This window comes from Marinobacterium marisflavi, from assembly GCF_982447095.1.
Genome location: NZ_OZ457898.1, coordinates 2470786 through 2492023, shown reverse-complemented (window position 1 = coordinate 2492023; position 21238 = coordinate 2470786). Strand labels below are relative to the sequence as shown.

General features: G+C 49.7%; 24 protein-coding genes and 1 other RNA gene. 14 read left to right on the top strand and 11 right to left on the bottom strand.

The genetic code is table 11. From position 1 onward, the window contains the following. Positions 1 to 136: 136 nt before the first annotated feature. Together AC1WNR_RS12275 and AC1WNR_RS12270 are read right to left on the bottom strand one after the other, a co-directional pair. Positions 137 to 589: a JAB domain-containing protein gene (locus tag AC1WNR_RS12275; protein ID WP_481644784.1), complete on the bottom strand. Its 453-nt coding sequence runs from the start codon at positions 587 to 589 to the stop codon at positions 137 to 139. Positions 590 to 1263: 674 nt separating this feature from the next. Beyond that, positions 1264 to 1887: a class I SAM-dependent methyltransferase gene (locus AC1WNR_RS12270; RefSeq protein WP_481644783.1), complete on the bottom strand. Its 624-nt coding sequence runs from the start codon at positions 1885 to 1887 to the stop codon at positions 1264 to 1266. A gap of 91 nt (positions 1888 to 1978) precedes the next feature. Here AC1WNR_RS12270 and AC1WNR_RS12265 point away from each other — a divergent pair, with 91 nt between their 5' ends. The 6 genes from AC1WNR_RS12265 to AC1WNR_RS12240 are packed head-to-tail and all read left to right on the top strand — an operon-like array spanning position 1979 to position 6245. Then, positions 1979 to 2278, top strand: coding sequence for an SHOCT domain-containing protein (locus AC1WNR_RS12265; protein ID WP_481644782.1), 300 nt, complete (start codon positions 1979 to 1981; stop codon positions 2276 to 2278). Between the two features lie 16 nt (positions 2279 to 2294). Then, on the top strand, positions 2295 to 2645 hold the full coding sequence (locus AC1WNR_RS12260) for a hypothetical protein (RefSeq protein WP_481644781.1): 351 nt from the start codon (positions 2295 to 2297) through the stop codon (positions 2643 to 2645). Positions 2646 to 2683: 38 nt separating this feature from the next. Continuing rightward, positions 2684 to 3109, top strand: coding sequence for a MerR family transcriptional regulator (locus AC1WNR_RS12255; protein ID WP_481644780.1), 426 nt, complete (start codon positions 2684 to 2686; stop codon positions 3107 to 3109). Beyond that, entirely contained in the window at positions 3096 to 5348 is a 2253-nt protein-coding gene (locus tag AC1WNR_RS12250) for a heavy metal translocating P-type ATPase (RefSeq protein WP_481644779.1), read from the top strand. Before AC1WNR_RS12255 ends, AC1WNR_RS12250 begins: the two co-directional genes overlap by 14 nt. Before the next feature lie 35 nt (positions 5349 to 5383). Next, a complete protein-coding gene (locus AC1WNR_RS12245) occupies positions 5384 to 5734 on the top strand; it encodes a cupredoxin domain-containing protein (RefSeq protein ID WP_481644778.1) in 351 nt (116 codons plus the stop codon). 55 nt (positions 5735 to 5789) lie between these two features. Next, positions 5790 to 6245, top strand: coding sequence for a c-type cytochrome (locus AC1WNR_RS12240; protein ID WP_481644777.1), 456 nt, complete (start codon positions 5790 to 5792; stop codon positions 6243 to 6245). A 23-nt stretch (positions 6246 to 6268) separates the two neighbouring features. Here the strand turns inward: AC1WNR_RS12240 and AC1WNR_RS12235 are convergent, their stop codons facing one another. The 6 genes from AC1WNR_RS12235 to AC1WNR_RS12210 all read right to left on the bottom strand — a co-directional run bounded on the left by AC1WNR_RS12235 (position 6269) and on the right by AC1WNR_RS12210 (position 10989). Beyond that, positions 6269 to 7168, bottom strand: a complete 900-nt coding sequence (locus AC1WNR_RS12235) for a copper resistance D family protein (RefSeq protein WP_481644776.1) — start codon at positions 7166 to 7168, stop codon at positions 6269 to 6271. Positions 7169 to 7217: 49 nt separating this feature from the next. Then, complete coding sequence (locus AC1WNR_RS12230) at positions 7218 to 7565, bottom strand: copper resistance CopC family protein (RefSeq protein ID WP_481644775.1); 348 nt, start codon at positions 7563 to 7565, stop codon at positions 7218 to 7220. A gap of 37 nt (positions 7566 to 7602) precedes the next feature. Further along, positions 7603 to 7956, bottom strand: a complete 354-nt coding sequence (locus tag AC1WNR_RS12225; protein WP_481644774.1) for a c-type cytochrome — start codon at positions 7954 to 7956, stop codon at positions 7603 to 7605. A gap of 102 nt (positions 7957 to 8058) precedes the next feature. Further along, positions 8059 to 8784: a cytochrome c biogenesis CcdA family protein gene (locus AC1WNR_RS12220; protein WP_481644773.1), complete on the bottom strand. Its 726-nt coding sequence runs from the start codon at positions 8782 to 8784 to the stop codon at positions 8059 to 8061. Positions 8785 to 8794: 10 nt separating this feature from the next. Then, a complete protein-coding gene (locus AC1WNR_RS12215; RefSeq protein ID WP_481644772.1) occupies positions 8795 to 10186 on the bottom strand; it encodes a multicopper oxidase family protein in 1392 nt (463 codons plus the stop codon). After that, positions 10186 to 10989 carry a DsbA family protein gene (locus tag AC1WNR_RS12210; protein ID WP_481644771.1) on the bottom strand — a complete coding sequence of 268 codons (804 nt, stop codon included), beginning with the start codon at positions 10987 to 10989 and terminating at the stop codon, positions 10186 to 10188. The genes AC1WNR_RS12215 and AC1WNR_RS12210 overlap by 1 nt, the downstream gene beginning before the upstream one ends. Positions 10990 to 11730: 741 nt before the next feature. Between AC1WNR_RS12210 and AC1WNR_RS12205 the strand changes: the two genes are divergently transcribed. Beyond that, positions 11731 to 12030, top strand: coding sequence for a hypothetical protein (locus AC1WNR_RS12205; RefSeq protein WP_481644770.1), 300 nt, complete (start codon positions 11731 to 11733; stop codon positions 12028 to 12030). Positions 12031 to 12272: 242 nt separating this feature from the next. Here the strand turns inward: AC1WNR_RS12205 and AC1WNR_RS12200 are convergent, their stop codons facing one another. Further along, positions 12273 to 14369 (bottom strand): hypothetical protein, encoded by a 2097-nt coding sequence (locus AC1WNR_RS12200; protein WP_481644769.1) that lies wholly within the window; start codon positions 14367 to 14369, stop codon positions 12273 to 12275. A gap of 172 nt (positions 14370 to 14541) precedes the next feature. On the opposite strand from AC1WNR_RS12200, the gene ffs reads away from it, so the two are divergent. The 7 genes from ffs (at position 14542) to AC1WNR_RS12165 (ending at position 19641) form a co-directional block, all read left to right on the top strand. After that, an RNA gene (ffs, locus tag AC1WNR_RS12195) (signal recognition particle sRNA small type) lies at positions 14542 to 14638 on the top strand. Between the two features lie 132 nt (positions 14639 to 14770). After that, positions 14771 to 16762 carry a DNA polymerase III subunit gamma/tau gene (gene dnaX / locus AC1WNR_RS12190; protein ID WP_481644768.1) on the top strand — a complete coding sequence of 664 codons (1992 nt, stop codon included), beginning with the start codon at positions 14771 to 14773 and terminating at the stop codon, positions 16760 to 16762. A 9-nt stretch (positions 16763 to 16771) separates the two neighbouring features. Further along, the gene (locus AC1WNR_RS12185) at positions 16772 to 17110 is read left to right on the top strand and encodes a YbaB/EbfC family nucleoid-associated protein (protein WP_481644767.1); all 339 of its coding nucleotides are present in this window, start codon (positions 16772 to 16774) and stop codon (positions 17108 to 17110) included. 2 nt (positions 17111 to 17112) lie between these two features. Beyond that, complete coding sequence (gene recR / locus AC1WNR_RS12180; protein WP_481644766.1) at positions 17113 to 17721, top strand: recombination mediator RecR; 609 nt, start codon at positions 17113 to 17115, stop codon at positions 17719 to 17721. Next, positions 17718 to 18911, top strand: coding sequence for a ribonuclease D (rnd, locus tag AC1WNR_RS12175; protein WP_481644765.1), 1194 nt, complete (start codon positions 17718 to 17720; stop codon positions 18909 to 18911). The genes recR and rnd overlap by 4 nt, the downstream gene beginning before the upstream one ends. Continuing rightward, a complete protein-coding gene (locus AC1WNR_RS12170) occupies positions 18908 to 19195 on the top strand; it encodes a YcgL domain-containing protein (RefSeq protein ID WP_481644764.1) in 288 nt (95 codons plus the stop codon). Before rnd ends, AC1WNR_RS12170 begins: the two co-directional genes overlap by 4 nt. Further along, positions 19195 to 19641, top strand: coding sequence for a YcgN family cysteine cluster protein (locus tag AC1WNR_RS12165; RefSeq protein ID WP_481644763.1), 447 nt, complete (start codon positions 19195 to 19197; stop codon positions 19639 to 19641). The genes AC1WNR_RS12170 and AC1WNR_RS12165 overlap by 1 nt, the downstream gene beginning before the upstream one ends. Here the strand turns inward: AC1WNR_RS12165 and AC1WNR_RS12160 are convergent. After that, positions 19619 to 20392 carry an alpha/beta fold hydrolase gene (locus AC1WNR_RS12160; RefSeq protein WP_481644762.1) on the bottom strand — a complete coding sequence of 258 codons (774 nt, stop codon included), beginning with the start codon at positions 20390 to 20392 and terminating at the stop codon, positions 19619 to 19621. The genes AC1WNR_RS12165 and AC1WNR_RS12160 overlap by 23 nt on opposite strands. After that, positions 20376 to 21140, bottom strand: coding sequence for a citryl-CoA lyase (locus AC1WNR_RS12155; RefSeq protein WP_481644761.1), 765 nt, complete (start codon positions 21138 to 21140; stop codon positions 20376 to 20378). Before AC1WNR_RS12155 ends, AC1WNR_RS12160 begins: the two co-directional genes overlap by 17 nt. Positions 21141 to 21238: the final 98 nt, after the last annotated feature.

The window sequence follows — 21238 nt, the reverse complement described above, 5'->3', positions numbered from 1 at the left end:
TTACGGCTCCTCGAATAGCCGACGGACGGATGCGGATCGCCCTGGTGTTTCCTAATCCGTCCGCTTTTTGATCCATTTAAAAGCATCATTTTTCAATGGTGCTTCCTATCGTGCTGCGAAGCTGAGAATGGCTAAATCACAATAGTTCGTATTCGGCTAGCGAGTATGAGTCATGCCTTGATACGAAGATGTGATCTAGCAGCTGTACCCCAAACAATACCAAGACATCTCTAACCTTACCTGTTAACTCCCTGTCTTTATCTCTAGGTACTAAGTCACCCTCAATATGATTCTGACACAGCACCACAGCCCCAGCATTGAGTTCTAGAGCCTTACGGGCAATTAATCTCAGCATGATGCTAGATACGCTCACAGGGCCTCTAAAGAGTCTCTGGAAGCTGATCATCCTGTACTGATTGTTCATCAACATAGCGCATAGCCACTCATCCGTATCGCACGCCAGTCTGATGTGCAGATAGTTCTTAATCTCGACCGGTAAAGCTATTGCATTCTGGTTGCTGAGCTTTGTGTGGATGATGAAAAGTGCAGCGTCGATTGCCTGCTGTTCTTGGTTGGTGAAGTTGGTCACGGGTATTGCCTCTAGTTATCGGAATCCACCAACAACCAACGACCTCAGAACAACATGCCCGGCATCTACAAAGCACCCGGGGGTAGCTTTGAATACAGTTATCACTTCGGTAAGTAATACCATCTGACAAAACGCGAGCAATCTCAGGTATGGCGAGTTCAGGTTAGCACTGAAGGGGATCTAGGGATAAGTGCCCAGCTGCTCCTCGCCGTTAAAGACTTGGACCTACCTCCCTAGTTTCATAAACAGCCCAACATGATCATGCCACCCAATATCGTTCCATTTTTATATAAGTAAAAATAAAAACAAAACTAAACTTCAGAACTAGCCGCCAATGCTGTTCAGCTCGTTACTGAGCGCTGGAACAGTAGCGGAGTTAGCGAAGCGACACGGAGCTACGCCACTCCATAAGCGCGAAATATAAGAGATGATGACACTCCGTTAGGAGTGGCAAACGTTGCGAGAAGGGTGACTGGTTCAGCGGCTGTTACCGGCACATATGCGTCATCTCGTCGCCGAGAAAAGATGACCGTTTGCGCACTTAGCAGTCAAAACAGAGATGACTCGATTTCCCTGAAGCAGACCTTAGACAAACCACGAATCGTCTGGGAAAGCCGTGCTATCCGAGCTTCTAAAACAAGCGTCAATAGCACTTTTTGTACGTTGCTTCCTTATCAACCTTTTCTTAAACAACTGTACTGAAAAATCTGAACATTCCCTGATGGCGTGACATGATCGTGAATCGCATCCATCTCTAGTTCCCATTCAATCTCACTCCACTGATTGAACTCCTGCACCAAGCTCTCAGGTGTGTACTGACAAATTGGGAGTCCGGAGCATTTTTCAGGCCCCGAGGTATGAAAAGTCGCGAGAATCACTCTGCCTTCTGGTGATAGATGTTGCTCAAGTACCTTAACGTACTGCCAGCGATCATGAGCGTCCGTCAGAAAATGAAACACTGCCCGATCATGCCAAACATCAAATGTGGTTCCCGACGAGAACTCCAATACACTACCGCAGATCCAATTGATCTGACGAGCCCTTGCTCCCAACCTTTCTTGCAGTTGACTACTGGCTACATTTGATAGCTCAAGATGGGTCAACTGGGTATAACCTTTTTCCAACAGGCACACTATCAATGATGAGCGACCGCCACCGATATCGATAATCGAGTCGCCTTTTTGGGCAAGCTTTTCAATCCATTGAAGGGAAAGGTCCGGCCTATTCTCGGTCCATGAGAGCTCTTCATCAACGCGGTTTTGGTACCGCTCATTCCAATGTACTTCTAATTTATTCATTTTCAATCCTTGACCTGTGAGCGACACACAGGTTTAGGCTAACAATAGATCGACTGTTTCATAGTGTAATGCACAAGCAGGAGAACCACTCATGGATAAAAGATTAAGCTTATACGCAGCAACGTCAATATTCCTCAGCGGAATTACGGTCGCAGATCCTGACAGTGACTACCACCCAATGGCCTGGGGATTTGGAATGTTTGGTGGCTTCGGGATGCTACTGTTCTGGGGTATTTTCATTTTCATCATAGTACTGGCTGTCAAATCTGTTCGCGCTGGATCCAAAGAATCCAATAATGCCCGTCGGATTCTCGATGAACGCTACGCTCGCGGCGAGATTGACGAAGAGGAATATGAGAAGCGTAAACGTGTACTTAGCAAATCCGAGTGAAATCGACGGAGACGATATGGATACGCATAAAGTGGGTATTAACGAAGCATTTTTGGTTAAACGCAAACTCAAATTGACCGGCCTGACACAGCAAAGTGTAGAGCTTGCCAAACTAGAGGTAGAGTCGATAAGAGGCGTTGATAGGGTGGACCTGAGCGTAAAGAGCGGCCGATTGTCAGTCTCGTACGACGCGTCTATTACGAGTATCAGCGCTATTCTGGACATACTTCAAACTCAGGGTATTGAGCCTGCATCTGACTGGTGGAACCGGCTCAAGATAAGCTGGGATAAACAGATCGATCAGAACGTGCGCGACAACGCAAAGCACGTACCCCACTGCTGTAGTAAACCCCCAACCGGGCACTGATCTGGCTGACTAAACCCCGATATAAAAAGGAGTCTCTCATGCAGGTAAATGAAGTCGCGAAGCTACTCTCTATTACGCCCGATACGGTAAGGTTTTACACTCGCGCCGGTCTTCTTAAACCTCAGATCAATCCAGACAATGGGTACAAACATTTCAGTCCATCGGACATCAACCGGCTCAAGTTTATCCTAGCTGCGCGAAGCCTGGGATTCAGTATCGATGATGTTAGAGAGATATTCGCCCGGACGGATCATCAGCATTCTGCCTGTGGTCTGGTTAGGGACATTATCAACCAGCGCCTGGAAGAAACTGAAGCCAGGTTCCGTGACATGGTCGCGCTAAGAAACCGCATGATTGCAGCGGCTAAAACCTGGAACGAGATGGAAGACCAGTGTCCTACCAACGCGTCTATTTGCCACCTCATTGAAACGTTTACAGAGGAGGAAGGCCATGAAGAGCATTAAGGTCGCGAAGCATCCAATTATTCTGGATATTCAAGGCGCGAGTTGCGCCGGATGCGTCGCCAAAATCGAAAAAACTTTGAAAGCAGTACCCGGTGTGACTTCGGCTGAAATGAACTTTGCGGATCGCACCGCGACGATCGAAGGCGACGTAGCGTCCGATACCCTGATAGATGCGGTAACTCAGGCAGGTTACGGTGCAAAAGAATCTGAAAACGAGTCGGAAGCTGACAGTCTGGCAGAGAAAGAAGCCGCTGACGCGCAGTACTACCGGCTACTGATTCGCAACGTCGTGATCTCCCTGAGCCTCGGTGTGCCTCTGATGATTTATGGGCTGTTCATAGGTGAAATGTCTGTCACCACCGGTACGGAGAGACTCGTTTGGGGCATTATCGGCCTGGTTACGCTGGCAACAATGGTGCTCGCCGGTCGTGGTTTCTATGTCGGAGCCTGGAAGGCGTTTCGTACCCATTCAGCCAATATGGATACCTTGATCGCACTGGGAACAGGAGCCGCCTGGCTCTACTCGTTTGCTGTAGTGGCTGCACCCTCGCTTTTCCCAGAAATGGCACGACACATCTACTTTGAAGCGACAACGATGATCATTGGTCTGATCAATCTGGGTCTGGCACTGGAAGTTAAAGCGCGGGGACGTACCTCAGAAGCGATAAAGCGGTTGATAGGCCTGCAACCCAAAACAGCCCGTGTCCTCCGTGGTGATGAAGAGATAGATATCCCTATCGATGATGTCGTTATGGGCGACAAGCTACGCGTTCGCCCAGGCGAAAAGATTGCCGTCGATGGCCGCGTTGTCGAAGGGCACTCCTCTATTGATGAATCGATGCTGACTGGTGAACCTGTTCCAGTCGTCAAAGAGATCGGTGATGAGATTATCGCTGGCACACTAAATAAGAGAGGTTCGCTACTCTATGAAGCGACGCGTGTGGGCAAGAACACCGCGCTGTCGCAGATTATCGCTTCAGTTAAAAAAGCACAGAACTCCAAACCACCGATTGGGCGCCTTGCCGATAAGATCAGCGAGTACTTTGTACCCGCGATTATGATCATCGCAATTGTCAGCGCGCTGATCTGGGCCAACTTTGGACCCGAACCCACGATTGCCTTCGCGATTATCTCAGCAACAACCGTGCTGATTATCGCCTGTCCCTGTGCACTTGGGCTGGCAACACCGATGTCCGTCATGGTTGGGATGGGTAAAGCCGCTGAAGCCGGTGTCCTAATTCGCAATGGTGAAGCACTGCAAACCGCCTCTCAGATCACGGCGATGGTCCTTGATAAAACCGGCACTATCACTGAAGGCAAACCGGCTGTGACCGATATTTTACCGGCATCTGACCTAGACAAATCAGATCTGTTAGCCCTCGTTGCCAGCCTCGAAACTGGATCAGAGCATCCACTGGCAGAAGCCATTGTCGAAGCCGCAAAAGCGCAAAGTTTGAGCCTGAAGAAAGTCACAGATTTTCAAGCGCACTCCGGTCAGGGCGTCTCTGGCAACGTCAGTGGGAAAACCTTGTTACTGGGTAACGCTTCATTTATGAAGCATAACGAGATCGAGGTCAGTGCTCAGGTCGATGAAGCCCAGCGCCTTGCCAGTCAGGCGAAAACGCCGATGTTTATTGCGATCGACAATCAGTTTGCGGGAATTGTTGCCGTCGCTGATCCTATCAAATTTGATTCCAAACTAGCCATTCAGCGCCTGCAAGCTCAGGGTATGAGGGTCGTTATGCTAACCGGTGATAACAGTGCCACAGCTAAAGCCGTAGCCGCTCAGGTGGGTATCGATGAGTACCATGCCGAAGTAATGCCTGAGGATAAGCTTGCCCATATCGAAACGTTGCAGATGGCGGGCGAGATTGTTGGCATGACGGGGGATGGTATCAACGATGCACCGGCGCTCGCTAAGGCCAATGTTGGCTTCGCCATCGGCACCGGGACGGATATTGCGATCGAGAGTGCAGATATCACCCTAATGCGTGGTTCGCTGCACGGACTGGCCGATGCCGTTGCGGTCAGCAAGGCTACGCTAACGAACATCAAACAGAACCTTGTTGGCGCGTTCATCTACAACATTGCGGGCATACCCATCGCAGCCGGTCTGTTATACCCAGTCTTTGGCGTACTACTCAGTCCGATTGTTGCCGGTGGTGCGATGGCCTTTTCGTCACTAACGGTCGTCACCAATGCCAATCGATTGCGCCTGTTTAAAGCGCAGCAGCATTAATTTTTGGGCGCTAGAGCGCTGAGGAGGAATAACCGATGATACTCATCAACCTAGCTGGCCTGGTATTAATCGGACTGATTGTCTGGTGGTTCTGGCTATACAAGCCTGTCGCCTCGGTTGCGTCAGCGAAGCAGACCATCAAAGTCGCTGACGGTGTGTACACGCCCGCACATATCAAGATACCGGCTGGCAAACCTGTAACGCTCAATTTTTTGCGCGAAGATAAAGCGCCCTGCTCTGAAATGCTGCTGGTGCCCGATCTCGGCATCAGCGAATCGCTACCGATCAACAAGGTAAAAGCGATCCAGATACCGGAGAGCCCTGCTGGCAGCTACGCGTTTCATTGCCAGATGCAGATGTACCGGGGTGATATTACCATTGAATAGATCGATTGAGTTCTCAGCAAAGTTCTTGTTTTTAAAGGCTTAACTTGGATGGATTATGAATAACGGAGCAAAATTAGGCGTTGCTGCTGGTGTAGTCGTTTTGGGTACAGCGGTTGCATTCCTTTCGTCGAACAGCGCTGGGGGCAAAATTCCCTACACTGATGCCAAGGCGGTGAGTGCAGGTAAAACGATTTATCAAAACGAGTGTGCTAGTTGCCACGGTGTCGATCTGAAGGGAGAGCCTGATTGGCAGAAGCGTGACGAGAATGACTATCTTCCAGCACCACCACACGATGAAACAGGACACACCTGGCATCACGATGATGCGCTTCTGTTCCAGTTAACCAAAGAGGGTGTGCAGTCGATCGCCGGTGCGGATTATAAATCAAAGATGCCGGCTTTCGCCGGCAAGCTGACCGATGACCAAATCTGGTCGGTTTTGGCGTATATCAAATCCGAGTGGCCTCAAGAAATAGCGCAACGGCACACCCAGATCTTCATAGATAAATGATCATCTGGAATAGTACAGACACATCAGTGAACCGGTCCGACCAACGTGGTCAGAACGGTCGTTATTGCAAAGATTGATGCCCCGATGATCTTCTCCAGGAAGATAGAACGCTTCAATACACCTGCATCCTGAGTGTGTTGAAGCCGGGGTACCAACACCAATTTATGAATCGCAGCCAGCGACAGAATTACCCCCACCAGAGCGACTTTAACCAGAAGTAAAATGCCATAATCGCTGGTAAAAAGATTCGACCAACCGGTCAACTGGTAGCTCATATACACGCCACCAGCAAGCAACACCAGTACGGCCGTTACCGCTAGCTGGCCGAAACGATCAAGCAACCTGTAGGCTTCGCTAAATTCAAGGTGATGACAGGCCAACCAGAGTGGAAAGAGCGAACCCATCCACCAGGCGGTCAAAACAACATGGATTGTCAGAACACTTTGAAATAACAGTGGCTGTTCAACTGCGTGCCCCGCCTCACTGAACGACAGCGCCATAAGCCCCATACCGGCCAGCACAAAGAGTCCCTCAATCAATCCGAGCTCAATACGTTGCTCACGGTTCCCACTGCGAACTAATGCTAGAAACAGAAGACCTCCAAGAATCATTAGCAAACCGATACTTCTTAGAAACAGTGCTTCACCCAGCGGCGACTCCCACATAAATCCGATCATATCGGGATCGAACATCCCGCTTAACCCTTCGTCATAGGCCTTGCCCACCCGGACCAGAAAATGCAGAATCGCGGCACTGACCGCCAACAGTGTCGCTATCAGGGAATAACGCATCAACGCCGGTTTGAGCAAAATCTGCTGCTGCATCAGCCATAGACTGGCTGTACCACCAATCGCAGCCGCAGCGCCGATATAAAGTAACCAGCGCGTACCAACAACAAGACCGTCCCAAACAATCAATTCCATACGTTAACTCCCTTTACTAGCTTTCTTATGGCTACCCTACTTTGTAGAGTTACTCCTGCTTAAATCCAAAATCTCCCTTCATCATATGCCCATCCTCACCCATGGCCTTCCATTGAACGGTATAACTACCGGGTTGTAGTGCTTGAAACATCGACTCAAAGTGAGTCCCTGCTTCCGTCGAACGCGCAAAGTTAACCGGTACGGAGTTCTCATTTGAGTCGAGTACTTTGATACTGATCAGCTTCGTAGGATTCTTGAAGGTCAGCTCTACACGATCTGTCGGCGCCGACATTGACGCGCCATTGGCCGGAAAGGTTTCATGCATAACGCCATGCGCGAATAGGTTGGTAGACAGCAACATAGCTGAGCTTAAAAGCAATAATTTCAATCGTTTCATCTCTGTTCTCCTGATTTAGTTTGGATGTACCCGCCAATTACATATTGTGTGCCCGACGCTCCACGCCATTTTGTGTCTGAACCTCGCGAATAAATTCGATCACGGCCATGGTTTCTGCAAATCCAATTTTCTCCTGAGCAGGCATATCTCCGTATGGCCAATGATGCGCTCGGACGCCGTGCTTGATTGCATTCATTATCGCCTGATTGGAGTGGTGTCCGGGATTATAGATATCATGAATGAGTGGCGGTCCCTTCTGTGAGCCTGAACCGTTCTCCCCGTGACAGGCTGCACAGGTACCGTTAAAGACTTTCTGCCCAAATTCAGCACGGCCCGAAAGTTCCCCGACGGTCACGTTAACATGCCCGTCGCGATGGTCCGCATTGGCCATCGCGCTCACGCCTAATGCGGCGGTGAAAAAAAGATTCTTGAATAGCTGTTTAGTGTTCATGTTAATTTTTCTCTTATTTATTTCCTAAGTTGTTGTATGAAATTATCCGACGGTGCCTAAAACCGGGAACGCATCCATCACCCAAACCGCAAAGAGCGTCATCCGCCCGGTAACCATGGCAATCCCCATAATCACCATTGTGATACCGGCACCAACGTGAAGATGACGACTGAATCGCGCCAAGCGAGCCATCCGCTTTTTAAAGGTACCCATAAACATCGCAACCAGCAGAAACGGTATAGCGAGCCCAAGCGCATAAAATGTCAGAAGAATCACAGCACCCTGAGGATCAGCATTTAAAGAACTCAGGGTGAGAATAACTGCCAATATTGGACCAATGCATGGAGTCCAACCCAACGCAAACGAGATTCCCAATATAAAGGCTGTCGTTGGGTTTGCTGAGCGGATCACAGGATGCAGTCGAATATCACGGTACAACCAGCTCAGCTTTAGAACTCCTGTCATGAAAAGCCCAAATACGATAACCAAACTACCTCCGACGAGGTTGGCCTCGTATCGATACTCGGTAAGCATCTGTCCCAGAAAACTGGTACTGGCACCTAAGGATACAAATACGATAGAGAAGCCCATCACAAAAAACAGGCTAAGCACCATATGAGGCCAGTGGTGCTCGGAGTGGCTTTTGTCGCCAGAACCTGCAACAAATGAGAGGTAGCCGGGCACGAGCGGCAGCGTACAGGGTGATAGGAAGGATATAATTCCGCCGGTAAAGGCGGCCAGCACGCCTAATTGGGTGAGGTTTTCCATTACATCTCCCTCAACCAATCACTTTGATCCAGCTAACCATGCCCGCCGCCTGATGCTCTATCATGTGACAATGAAGCAGCCAGCTACCGGGCTTACCCGCAACAAAGCGAATTCGGGCTGATTCACCGCTATCCATCAGCAGCGTGTCATGCCACAAATCGGGGTTGTATCGCGCCAGATCAGCTTTGAAATGGTGTCCATGCAGATGCATGCCATGTGCCCAACCGGTGTTGTTGATAATCTCTATCTCAATCAGTTCACCCGAGCGCGCCTCAAGTAAGGGTTCAAGCGGTTGGTTTGCCACACCGTTGAACGCCCAGATCTGCTTGTGCTGGATCAACTCCTGCATGCTCATCTGCTTCCCGTTATAGACAGCCTGAGTCATTGAGCCCATGGCTCCGCCAGTCATGTCGAGCACCACCTTGTGATCCGGCATTTGATCGGGTGATATCTCGTCTATAGGGTTAGCCGGTAAGCGGTTGGGAGACTGCACTCGCTTCGATTCATGCAAACCCTCTACCTGAAGATAGGCCATCTCGATGGGAGCTCTATCCGTGGGCATCGTCACGGATAGCTGGCCTTCTGCATCTCTGGGAATATCCAAGATAAGATCGTATCGCTCGGCCGGTGCCATCACCAACGTTTGTGTAACTTGCATCAAGTTAGCAAGCGGCTGACCGTCTTTGGCTAGGATCCAAGCAGGAACTTCCGGCAGATCGACAGCAAAGATGCGCGCATTTGCGGTGTTCAGTAGCCGTAAACGCACGCGTGATCCTGCTTTTACGGTAAAGCTTGGCTGTACCTCTTTATTGATCGTCAGAAAGTTGCCTAGCCGACCACCGTGCGCCCACTCATGAAGACTCCCAAGACTCTCCGTATCCAGTTGCCCTTCATTGTTCACGCGCCAGTCATCGATAACCATTAGGATATCCTGATCGGTATCTGAGGCCATCTTCTCTTCTACGACTACGGGAAGGTATAGCCCCCGAGCCAACTGTTCGTACGTTTTGTGATGAGAATGCGCCCAGAAGGTTCCGGCATCTTCGGGCGTAAAGCGATAGGTAAACGTGCCGCCGGGTGGAATCGGCTCCTGGGTCAAACCACTCACACCATCCATTGCGTTTTCAATTCGTAATCCGTGCCAATGAAGAGTGGTGGGCTCGTGGAGTTGATTGACCACCTCAATCTCCACCGGTTCCCCTTGTGTGATGGTTAATTGGGTATCGCTTAGCCCCCAGAGATCAACAGGCATCTCTGATTCAGGAATCCAATTCCGCTGCTCGGGCCTTAACTCCAACCGAAAACGACGCACCTCTGTGACTGACTGAAGCGCAGCCAGAACGGGCTGAGCGAATACGCTCATGGCCGCTAGGCGCACAAAGTCTCTGCGGTTCAGCTTCATCAGCGAGCCTCTTTCATCTGAGCAAGTATTTGTTCCAGTTTTTGCAGAGGCTGTGCGCCACTGACTGGAATCACATTACCGTTACGATTATCCCGCAAGAAATTACCCGGCGTTCCGCTCACGCCTGACACCACGCCGTTCTGGTAGTCTGCCTCGACTTTGTCTGTGAATCGTCTTTCGGTTATACAAGCGATAAAAGCGCCACGATCCAGCCCGATCTCTTCAGCAAGTGGAACCAGGTTCTCTATAGGGAAACCTTTCCCGTTGGAGGTCGTTCGTTCATAGATAAGGTCTGAAAACTGCCAAAACGCATCAGATCCGCCCACCGCAGCCGCACATTCAGACGCTTCAGCCTGAGCTTGGGCACCCGGGTTATGGAAATCGAGCGGGAAGTGTCGATACACCCAGTTTACGTCTGGATGTTTCTCGATAAACTCGATCGCAGTAGTATGAAATCGTTTACAGAAAGGACACTCGTAATCGGAGTACTCAATCAGCGTAAAGTCCGCATCCTCACGTCCGCGAATGTGATCCTTATCAGGATCAACAGCTGCCAGATTCTTGGCTGCTTGCTCCAACGCCTGACGTTCTTGATCTGCTCTCGCTTGATTCTGCTTAGCTATGTAGCGATTGATCGATGCTTCAACTTCTCTGTCAAAGTCATCACTCTTTAGATACTCACTGATGCGCTGATCAACTATACGTTCGATTTCATCGCTGTTATCGATTGCGTAAACAGGGGTCATCGCAACGCTTACTATTACTGCCAGGCTACAGAGCACACGGCTTAAAATCCCGTCCATTAATATTCTCCGAAACAATAGATGCCGATACAAGTCGGCAGAAACTACTTAAAGATGGATAAGTTTCAGAGTTATCAGCGCGGTGGCGGGACAGTAATCATGTAGTGCCCGGTAAGTGTCGCAGGCACTGAGGTTTGGAAGGATGGCACATCAGCTAATCTGATGCGCGAATCGACGGGTAGTAGAGTTGTAGCAAACAGGCTGGTACAGACGGAGGAGCACCTCGGCGATTGTTGATTACAACAGCCATGCTGCGCAGCGTGCTGACTCATATGAACAGATGACGACATCACTTCGGTCATTTCTACACCAGACACATCAGCTATGCTCAGGGAGGCAAACCCCAGCAGCAAAAATGACAGCAATGTGGAAATAAGCAGCTTCATCACTAAAGTAAGTAAGTAAACATCTGGCTAAAACGAATTTTTAAATTTTACAGCTATTAGTCTGACTGAGAACTGAACCGCTGAACTTATGAGATACCAAAGGGTTCAGCTTGTCGTAGTCACCGACAAGTACGTCTGCTTAACCGATTCATTAGATAATGCTAACGGTCCGAAATGGGCCAAAACTAGCCATTCACGCCGACCTAGGAAATGCCCGCCTAGGGTCGTGAATTGCCGCTCAACATTTATGCAAAGCGGACGGATTTAGTGTCGCTAGGTATTTGATTATCCATCCGTTAATGGTTCTAAAATGTGGTTGTGTACAAACCGGTAATCAAGAGATCTAGGACACTGTATGCAACCACTTATTCAAACACCGAACCTAGGTCCAGTATCAATATCGAAGCACGTCGTCAGGTACTTCATTAAAGAGCAGGCTGACGGTGATGAAACAACCGCCACGAATGACGCTATACGTATTTTACAAAGTGCAGAGATAGATCAGCTAGTAATACCTGTACCCTCACCAGGGCTCGAGTTCTGGGTACATCGATCAAGCTCTCTGGTCTTTACTGCACTGCCTAAGGATGGATACAGACTAGTTTCGATGGTTACCAAGCGGGATATGTCTGACTTTGTGTTCGATACTGAATAGTCCAAAGTTATCTGTACGCTCGAGTACGTCTAAACCTGTTCTGTGTAGAGGCTTGTATGTAAAGGTTCTTGAATGGATACGTGAGAGCTAGGTGTATGGTCGTGTAGGTAATTCAGGAGGGTACGCAGGATTGCGCACTTCACATCGAACCGACTTTTAGAGCTGTCTATGTTTTGCGCACATATAATTATTGTTCTGTTTTCTCTGAAGATAAAAATAAAACAGAATAAAAAATTCTTCATCTATTCGCTTTTTGCGCTGTTCTGAGAAGCAGTTCCCTTTGAAGTAAACTTATGCCCTTTCTTAACTGAGTCATCGAACTCTATACCTAATTCAAACATACGATCACTAAAATAGTTGCCTGGTTTAAGCCATGCTGTCAGCGTTGCTTGTGGGAGGTCATGATCAAGACAGAGCTGGTTTCTCATGTAAACACCCTCCTCATAGATTTTGGAAGCCATGCTGTCTAGCACATCCTGCTTTCTCTGATTCGGCTTGGTTAATGAGCCTCGTGGTTTTGGTGTTTTAGGTTTCCAATCTCGGAGTGCTGCGCCCGGAAATTGGTGCATGAATAAGTCAATGACTTCAGAGCTACCATCAAGTTCGTCTTGGAACAAATATATTGAAGCAGGCTTACAATCAGAATCATCCGTATCAATAATCCTTGCACAACAACGCATTGCTCCTTGAACAAGGTCATCTGCTATCTCAGATGTCTTAAGCTCCTTAATTGCTTCAGATGAGATTTTTTTCATTGCAGTAAAGTCTGAAGTGCCCGTAGCGGAGATATTGAAGAGCCGAGATATGTACTCCTCCTCGGGAAGTCTTAGCCATCCAATCAATAAAACCTTATTGCAATCACTCCAGTTGTTTCTTCCAACATGTTTACCCCAATTGGTGAATACAACCTGCTCGTTAAGTGCGAACTCTTTCTCTAGGTGGTTTTCAATGAATTCTTTAAATGAAATGACCAGTAGCTTATCGCCGTCTTGGAGAATCTCGTTGATTATTGAGCTGTAATAAAACTTCACCTCTGCAGCTTTTGCTGTGTCTACTTGGTTGATGGCTGCAGCTGATTGTCTAACGCCCTTTGCTAGATTGATGGTCAGGTTTTTATACTTTCGAATTTTAGGTGCTGGAATAACATCTATCTGGGAGTTGCTTTGGGAGGACAGACTAAAGAAGCTATTTACCTCTGCTGTGGCGTCGAGCACTACCGCCGTTCCAAATTGATTGTAGAGTGTTTTTACTCGATACAAATCTTTGTTGTACACAGCAAATGGCAAGAAAACCTCCTCGCTATCTGAAAAGGTAATGCTTGGATCATCTAGTGGGCGAGCTATGTCCATCAATGTATTTAGATGATCTACAACTGTGTTTTTTATCTCTTTAAGGTTTGCGATTTTTGAGGGTTTCAAAAATGAGATTTCGCTATTGATTTCATCTAGCCTTGCAGCAACAGCGTTAGCGATTCCCTGATAATTAATTCTTACAGGCAATTTTCTTGCTTCTAAGTGAGGCTCAATAGTCAGTTGATCAATGACAGCCGCATGGTCAGGATGTTTTTGCTGTTCATCAGTTATTACGTCAAGAATTACTTGTAATGTTTCGTGGTATGTCTTGAGTTTTTTATCACCCTTAAAACCTGGTGAGTTACCGTGAGCTTGCTCCAAAAACTTAGCAATACCCTCTAGCTCATTAAAGCTGATCTTTTTTTTCGACGTGAAAGATAGTCTTTCATCTATGACTACTAAGTCTCGGGGTGACGAATATTCAGCATCATCAGGCAGGTAATACAAAAACTCTTCCACTGGGTGCACTGAATACGAATGTAAACTTTTGAACATTTTATTGGTGATTACCAAGCACTGGATATACCGCATCTTATTGGCGATTGGGTCTTTGTGCTGGTTAGGATCTTTTAGCTTCTTTGTTGAAAAAAACTGCGCGTAGTTTGGTTGTGCTTTAAGTTTGTTAATTGTCTGGCAGTATTCGCGTGCCTCCTCTACAGTGTTTACGACAATTAAAGAAGACTCTGTTTTTAACATTGCAGCAAAGTGTTGTATGGATACAGACTTCCCGATACCAGTCTGAGCAGGATAAATCAGGATGTTTTTTCTGTTGAGTAAGCCGCCTAACTTTGGGTTGGTGATTGAGTAGTTAAGGAGCCTACAAAGTTTATCGATAACTTTTGGTGTGTCTTCAGAAACTAGAACGCCATGCTTTTTTAAGAATGATGTGACCTTTTCAGTAAAAATGGCTGGATCTACTGGTGTAGTTGATGTCAGCAGCTTTTGCTCGACCTGATTAATTCGTTTTACTCTACTTGATTGACTCATCTTTACACCCAAGATCGTTCCATTTCTTCCAAATATAAATAAAAAACAAAAGGATTGGAACTTAAGCACAAAGTGAGACACTTTCACTTGAACCTGTATGTGTGGATATGGTTATATAGTTATGAAAATTAATTGTGCATTCGTAAACAATAAGTTGGCTACAGGTCCAGTATATTGGTCCTCTCGCAATGATAAACCGTGAACCTGGTCAGGCCCGGAAGGGAGCAGCCACAGCGGTGGACTCATGTGCCGGGATGTGGCTGGTGGGGCCATCTCCATTTATGGCCGCTACTGTCAAAATTTCAGTTAAATTTCCCCGATTGATTCCTTCTCAAAATGTCGAGCACTACACTGAGTGTGGTAGTATCTGAACTACAAAAAACCGCTCCTAGGGAAGACGGATGAGTTATCAGGTACTGGCGCGCAAGTGGCGTCCAAAACGCTTTGTAGAGATGGTAGGGCAGGAGCACGTGCTCAAGGCCCTGGTGAATGCGCTCGATGATGATCGGCTGCACCACGCCTATCTGTTTACTGGTACTCGAGGGGTGGGTAAAACCTCGATTGCGCGTCTTTTTGCGAAGTCACTTAATTGCGAGCAGGGCGTCAGCTCAGAGCCTTGTGGCCAGTGTTCGGCCTGTACAGAAATTGCCGAGGGGCGTTTTGTTGACCTGATTGAGGTCGATGCGGCGTCGCGTACCAAGGTAGAGGATACTCGCGAACTACTGGAGAATGTCCAGTACGCACCTACTCAGGGACGCTACAAGGTTTACCTCATAGACGAGGTGCACATGCTTTCTACGCACTCGTTTAACGCCCTACTAAAAACCTTGGAGGAGCCACCTCCACATATCAAATTCTTGTTAGCGACGACTGATCCGCAAAAGCTACCTGTCACTATTCTGTCGCGCTGTCTACAGTTCAACCTCAAGAATCTAGCTGCTGAACGCATCGTTGAGCACCTCAGTTTCGTTCTCGGCGAAGAGAGTATTCAGGCTGATGAGGCGGCGCTCTGGTTGCTGGCGCGTGCGGCCGAGGGGTCGATGCGTGATGCGTTGAGTCTGACCGATCAGGCGATCGCCTTTGGCGCTGGCTCAATCACCGATGACAACGTCCGTGCCATGCTCGGGACTATTGATCATCGCGTGGTATTTGAACTGCTCAATGCTCTGGCAGAGTCTGATGGTGCGAAGCTTGTTCAGTTGGTCGCCTCCATGTCGGAGTTTGCGCCGGATTATGCAGGCGTGCTGGCAGAGATGATCAGCATTCTTCACCGTATTGCGCTGGCACAGGTTGTTCCAGACGCCATTGATAACGCCCTGGGTGATAAGGCACAGGTGGTTGATCTGGCAGCCAGGATGCGTGCAGAAGAGGTGCAGCTCTACTACCAGATCGCTCTGACCGGCCGTAAAGATCTGCCAATGGTACCGCAGCCGCGCGAGGGGCTGGAGATGACATTGCTGCGTATGTTGGCGTTCCGTCCTGCTGATCAGCGTCCGATTAACGCCGCTCCGGTGGTTGAATCTGCGGCCGTTTCCACGCCTATTGCACCTGCACCTGCACCTGCACCTGCACCTGCAGAGAGCGCACCCGCGCTTCGGGCCGAGCCCCCTGCGCCAACTCACTCTGCGCCAGAACCTTCGGTTGTTGATAGGCCTCCAGTGTCCAGCAATGAGCCACCCCCCTGGGATGAAGAGCCGATGCCGGTTGACGCCTATGGAGACGAAGCATCAAAAAAGCCTGAAACCGACGTACCTGTCATTGCTGCGCCTGACGCAGAGGCAGTTGGCTCTGCGTCGGTTAGTGATTCGCAGGGCAGTGTTGCAGAAGATTCTCAGGAGAGCTTTGAAGAGGCGGATGTTGCTGAAGAGTCTGAACAGGATTCCGAGCAGGATGCTTTACCTGAAGTCGAAGCTGATACTGCTGACCTCAAGGCTGCTACGGATACCTCCTCAATCAATCTATCCTCAGGCCTAGCACCTGAACCGGCGACGTCGCTCGCCGCGCTGCAACTGCCGCACTGGCTGCGGCTGGTAGAAGCACTGGGGTTAAGCGGTATGACGGAGAGCCTAGCGCGCAGCCTCTCGCTTGAGTCGATTCGCGGCAACAAACTAGCTTTGCACTACACTCGCGAGCAGGAGGCCCTGCTGAATGATGTACACAAGGCGCGTATCAGTGAGGCTCTGCAGGGCTATTTCGCAGAGCCTTTGGCGATTGAATTTGTATTAGGCGAGCAGTTGCAGGAGACGCCGCAATTGTATCGCCTGCGTAGAGACCGTGAACGCCGTGCAGCAGCCCTGGCTCATCTGCAAGCTGATCCGGCGGTACAACAGATTATCGAAACTTTTTCGGCCGAAATCCTCAGCGATTCGGTTGAACCACTGAATATAGAGTAAGGAGATCGCATGTTTAATAAAGGCGGTATGGGCGGCATGGGTAACATCATGAAGCAGGCCCAGAAGATGCAGGAAGAGATGCAGAAGGCGCAGGAAGAGGTTGCTGCAGCTGAGGTGACAGGTGAGTCGGGTGCAGGCCTTGTGAGCATAGTGATGAACGGTCGTCACGACGTTAAACGCGTCTCAATTGATGACGCGCTGATGGATGATGATAAAGAGATTCTCGAGGACCTGATCGCTGCTGCAATCAATGATGCGGTACGTAAGGTTGAGGCGAATACCCAGGAGAAAATGGGTAAGATCACTCAGGGCATGGGTATGCCTCCTGGCTTTAAGATGCCGTTCTAACGATGGCGTTAACTCCAAAGCTTCAGGCGCTTATTGAGTCACTGCGTCGTCTACCGGGTGTCGGACCTAAGACGGCGCAGCGCATGGCGTTGCATCTGCTCGAGCGCGACCGCGATGCGGCGCTAATGATCAGCGAGTCACTTGCAGCGGCGGCACGCGATATCGGCGAGTGCCAGCAGTGCCATTCACTCTCTGAAACCGAAGTCTGTGATATCTGCCAGCACCCGGGCCGCGACCGTACCACACTTTGCGTTCTGGAGTCGCCAATAGACCTAATGGCGATTGAGCAGACCGGTGGATTCTCAGGGCTCTACTTTGTGCTTGGCGGCCATCTATCGCCGATTGATGGCATAGGTCCAGAGGAGTTGGGGATAGATCAACTCCTCGATCGTGTAGAGCAGGGCGAGGTGCGAGAGTTAGTGCTCGCGACCAACCCGACCGTTGAAGGTGAAGCGACGGCGCACTACATCGCTGAGCAGTTGGGTGACCTAGATATCAAGGTAAGCCGGATCGCACATGGTGTACCTGTTGGGGGAGAACTCGAATTCGTTGATGGCGGAACACTGGCCCACGCATTGGCTGGGCGCCGTCAGATGGAGCGCGGCAGGTGATTCCATTAGAGCAGTACAACTCCGAATCACTGATCAAATCGGCCGACGCGCCGATCTGGATTACTGACAACGCAACTCTCGCGCAGAAGTGCGAGCAGTGGAGTCACTGTCCGCTAATTGCGCTGGACACTGAGTTCATCCGTACTAAAACCTTTTATCCGATCCCGGGTCTTATCCAATTAGCGGATGATCAGTACTGTTATCTGATTGACCCACTTGCTATTAATGACTGGAATCCCTTGCGCAAACTTCTGACTAATCCAGATGTTTTGAAGCTGTTCCACGCTCCGAGTGAGGATATCGAACTCTTTCGTCACTCTTATCAGGTGGTGCCACAACCACTATTTGATACTCAGATTGCAGCTGCCTTTGCGGGCTGGGGACACAGCCGCGGTTTGCAGAAATTGCTCAAGTTGGTGTTGGATGTTGATCTCGATAAAGAGGAGACGCGCTCCGACTGGCTGCAGCGTCCGCTGACGGCCAAGCAGGAGCGCTACGCAGCGCTCGATGTGGCGCACCTTGTTGAGCTTTACCGTCGTATTCAGGCCAAACTGGTTGCGAATGGTCGTGGCCCTTGGGCGAGTGAAGAGACGGCGCAGATGGTGGCAAACGTTGCTAACGCCGAGGCGGAGGTCGACACTTACTACCAGCGTTTTACACAGTTGGCTAATCTGGCTCCGCATCGACAAACAGCGCTACGGGATGTGTGTGCTTGGCGCGAGCGTGTAGTGCGCGAGGAAGATCGTACGCGTAACTCTCTGCTGTCGAACCACCTGATCGTCGAGGTCTTTAAACGCTGGACTAAGAGCTTGAAAGATTTCTCAGAGATCAAAGAGATGCGCGGTTCAGTGGTGGGTACCTATGGGATGACTATTGTTTCGATGCTGCGAGAGGCGCGTACGGCGCACAAAATTAATCCAGCGCCGCCAATGCCAAAACCACTCGACTTTAAGTGGCACGGTGTGGTGAAACAGCTTCGTAAGTTCGGACAACAGATTTGTGAACAGCAGGATATCCCGCAAGAGCTGCTACTGCGCAAGCGCGATATTGAAGATCTGATTCGTGCCTTTGATGAGGGCGTTGAAGGTGATTCAATTCTGCCACCAAGCCTGCAGGGGTGGCGTCAAAACCTCATTGGTGAGCCTTTGGCCATTGAGCTGCAACGAATTATTGAAGAGAGAAGTGAATGATTGTCTGTTCTATCTATCGTAGTCCGAAAAAAGAGGAGATGTACCTCTATGTGGATAAGCGTGATGGTCTAGATCGCGTCCCAGATGCGCTCAAAGAGATGTTTGGTGCACCGGCACATGTGATGGATATGCCGCTCACGGCAGAGCGCAAGCTAGCGCGTGCCGATACGGCAAAGGTGCTAGATGGCATCCGTGATCAGGGCTTCTATCTGCAGATGCCACCACCGAAAGAGGACTATATGCTCGATATCCACATCGATCGCCCAGAGACCGGTGTGCGCTAATGTCCGAGGTTTTTTGGCGTTCCAAAACGCTAGAGCAGATGACCGAGACGGAGTGGGAGTCACTCTGTGATGGTTGCGCACTCTGCTGTCTACACAAGGTTGAGGACGAAGACACTGAGGAGGTGTTCTACACCACCGTAGTCTGCAATCTACTTGATACTGACACCTGCCGTTGTACCCAGTATGAGCGTCGCTCCGAGCTTGTGCCGAACTGTGTGAAGTTGCGTCCCGACGATGTAGCCGAGTTTCACTGGTTACCGCCGAGTTGCTCATATCGATTGTTGTATGAAGGCCACCAGCTACCCGCGTGGCATCCCCTCGAAACCGGCAATCCTCGCTCGGTGATGGAGGCTAATGCTTCAGTCTTGAGCTACTACGAAGTCAAAGATAACGAGATCTCAGAAGATGAGATCATCGACTACATTATCGATCCGGATGAGGGGTGATAATTCCCGTATGAGTATAAAACTTCGTCAAAATTGCATTGTACGTATCGGGGTGGCTGAAATTAGCCAAGTGCCCAGCGTCGTCTAAGCTGTGGAAGCTTGCGTTTCTTAAATTTTCGCGCAACCACAGGGCGTGGAACTGACGCTCACTGGCTTCTAGTGAGCCTGTCGTTATTAGTGCCGGTCCCTCGTACTTTTTTAGACTTGTAATTAGATCTGAGCTGAATTCAAAGTTGTGCCCGGCCGGGGTCTTGAGATCGGCTGCTGCGTAATCGGCAACTATTTTTGAAACCTCGCTTAACTGCGCACCTGTCAGTCCCTCGCGCATCATCGGATGAGATAGCCACTCTTGCTTTAGGCGTTCAAGCTGACCGGCCTTAGCCAGATCTATGAAGTTGTTTAGCGGTATTGCTTGCTGTTGCGTTGGAGCTTTAACGCCGTCCACTGCTGCTCCGTGAAGAGCCAGAGAGGCAATTTTAGATGGCTGGGTTGCCGCCATTCGAAGCGCAACCCGAGCACCTTGGGATATACCCAAGAGATGAACGGGCTCGGCGTTTAGTTCTCGGTCTATATAATCGAACCAGTAGCTGTGCTCGTTTGGAAGGTCCGGCTTACAGTCGTTTGAGCCGTAGCCAGGTCGATCCAGGTTGATCACTTTAAAGTAGTCCTCAAGCGCTCGCGCTTGCTTGAGCATCGAACGGTGATCAAGCGTCCAGCCGTGAAGCAGTAGAAGTTTAGGGCGTCTCGTCATAGGTCACTGAGTCACTCGCGGCGTGCCACAGGTCATCGCCTATTGGGTTTGCCTGCTCTTCGAAGACGTGTCCGACTAGCCCCGCGCAGCGTGCAATCAGGATGATGCCGCGCATCAGGTTAGACGGAATGCCTGCCTCGGCAAGCACCGCAGGGATAGCGGCACTAATATTAGTTACGAGTGGTTTGCTAACGACTTGGTTGAGTGATTGCTGCAAGGTCTCGAGAGCCGCTAAGAATTGTCCATCAATCGGCTCACTGCGTGCGATCTTTAACAGCTTGTTTACACGCGGATCTAATCCCTTGTGGACAGGGTGACCAAAACCGGGAAGAGGGGCTCGCCTCTCTCTATGATCTTTTACTATCTGATCTGCACATGCACTCGCGTCAGCAGCGGCTACAATCTCTTCAAGTAGTTTCCCACAGGCACTTGAGGTCCCTGCGTAGCGATCACCCACGCCCAAAAGACCCGCAACCACAGCACCCTGAAACGACTCAGGCGCACCGCTGTAGGTTAGACGGCTAGCGACAGCTGAGGGTATGAGGCCGTGTTCCATAATACAGACCATCACAGCCTCAACTAAGCGAACCTGTGTGGGGGTGGGGTGCTCACCGAGGGCCTGAAACAGAGCGTACTCGACAAACCCGAAATTACCCATAATTTCATGAACAAGATCTTTGCCTCGAACTTTGACTGAGTCTGCATCGTAGCCTGCTATCTGTGTTGTTGGAGCCTCGGGCTTAACCATGAATTGTCCTTTTCATATAACGAAATGGGTATTTGACTATCGCTAATCTGGAACCGCAGTTGCGGCGTAACTTTTACACTGCCAATACGAGACTAGTC

Coding starts and splice junctions, on each gene's coding strand:
- AC1WNR_RS12270 (WP_481644783.1), bottom strand. CDS start 1,887: ATGAATAAATTAGAAGTACATTGGAATGAGCGGTACCAAAACCGCGTT.
- AC1WNR_RS12265 (WP_481644782.1), top strand. CDS start 1,979: ATGGATAAAAGATTAAGCTTATACGCAGCAACGTCAATATTCCTCAGC.
- AC1WNR_RS12260 (WP_481644781.1), top strand. CDS start 2,295: ATGGATACGCATAAAGTGGGTATTAACGAAGCATTTTTGGTTAAACGC.
- AC1WNR_RS12255 (WP_481644780.1), top strand. CDS start 2,684: ATGCAGGTAAATGAAGTCGCGAAGCTACTCTCTATTACGCCCGATACG.
- AC1WNR_RS12250 (WP_481644779.1), top strand. CDS start 3,096: ATGAAGAGCATTAAGGTCGCGAAGCATCCAATTATTCTGGATATTCAA.
- AC1WNR_RS12245 (WP_481644778.1), top strand. CDS start 5,384: ATGATACTCATCAACCTAGCTGGCCTGGTATTAATCGGACTGATTGTC.
- AC1WNR_RS12240 (WP_481644777.1), top strand. CDS start 5,790: ATGAATAACGGAGCAAAATTAGGCGTTGCTGCTGGTGTAGTCGTTTTG.
- AC1WNR_RS12235 (WP_481644776.1), bottom strand. CDS start 7,168: ATGGAATTGATTGTTTGGGACGGTCTTGTTGTTGGTACGCGCTGGTTA.
- AC1WNR_RS12230 (WP_481644775.1), bottom strand. CDS start 7,565: ATGAAACGATTGAAATTATTGCTTTTAAGCTCAGCTATGTTGCTGTCT.
- AC1WNR_RS12225 (WP_481644774.1), bottom strand. CDS start 7,956: ATGGCCAATGCGGACCATCGCGACGGGCATGTTAACGTGACCGTCGGG.
- AC1WNR_RS12220 (WP_481644773.1), bottom strand. CDS start 8,784: ATGGAAAACCTCACCCAATTAGGCGTGCTGGCCGCCTTTACCGGCGGA.
- AC1WNR_RS12215 (WP_481644772.1), bottom strand. CDS start 10,186: ATGAAGCTGAACCGCAGAGACTTTGTGCGCCTAGCGGCCATGAGCGTA.
- AC1WNR_RS12210 (WP_481644771.1), bottom strand. CDS start 10,989: ATGGACGGGATTTTAAGCCGTGTGCTCTGTAGCCTGGCAGTAATAGTA.
- AC1WNR_RS12205 (WP_481644770.1), top strand. CDS start 11,731: ATGCAACCACTTATTCAAACACCGAACCTAGGTCCAGTATCAATATCG.
- AC1WNR_RS12200 (WP_481644769.1), bottom strand. CDS start 14,369: ATGAGTCAATCAAGTAGAGTAAAACGAATTAATCAGGTCGAGCAAAAG.
- dnaX (WP_481644768.1), top strand. CDS start 14,771: ATGAGTTATCAGGTACTGGCGCGCAAGTGGCGTCCAAAACGCTTTGTA.
- AC1WNR_RS12185 (WP_481644767.1), top strand. CDS start 16,772: ATGTTTAATAAAGGCGGTATGGGCGGCATGGGTAACATCATGAAGCAG.
- recR (WP_481644766.1), top strand. CDS start 17,113: ATGGCGTTAACTCCAAAGCTTCAGGCGCTTATTGAGTCACTGCGTCGT.
- AC1WNR_RS12170 (WP_481644764.1), top strand. CDS start 18,908: ATGATTGTCTGTTCTATCTATCGTAGTCCGAAAAAAGAGGAGATGTAC.
- AC1WNR_RS12165 (WP_481644763.1), top strand. CDS start 19,195: ATGTCCGAGGTTTTTTGGCGTTCCAAAACGCTAGAGCAGATGACCGAG.
- AC1WNR_RS12160 (WP_481644762.1), bottom strand. CDS start 20,392: ATGACGAGACGCCCTAAACTTCTACTGCTTCACGGCTGGACGCTTGAT.
- AC1WNR_RS12155 (WP_481644761.1), bottom strand. CDS start 21,140: ATGGTTAAGCCCGAGGCTCCAACAACACAGATAGCAGGCTACGATGCA.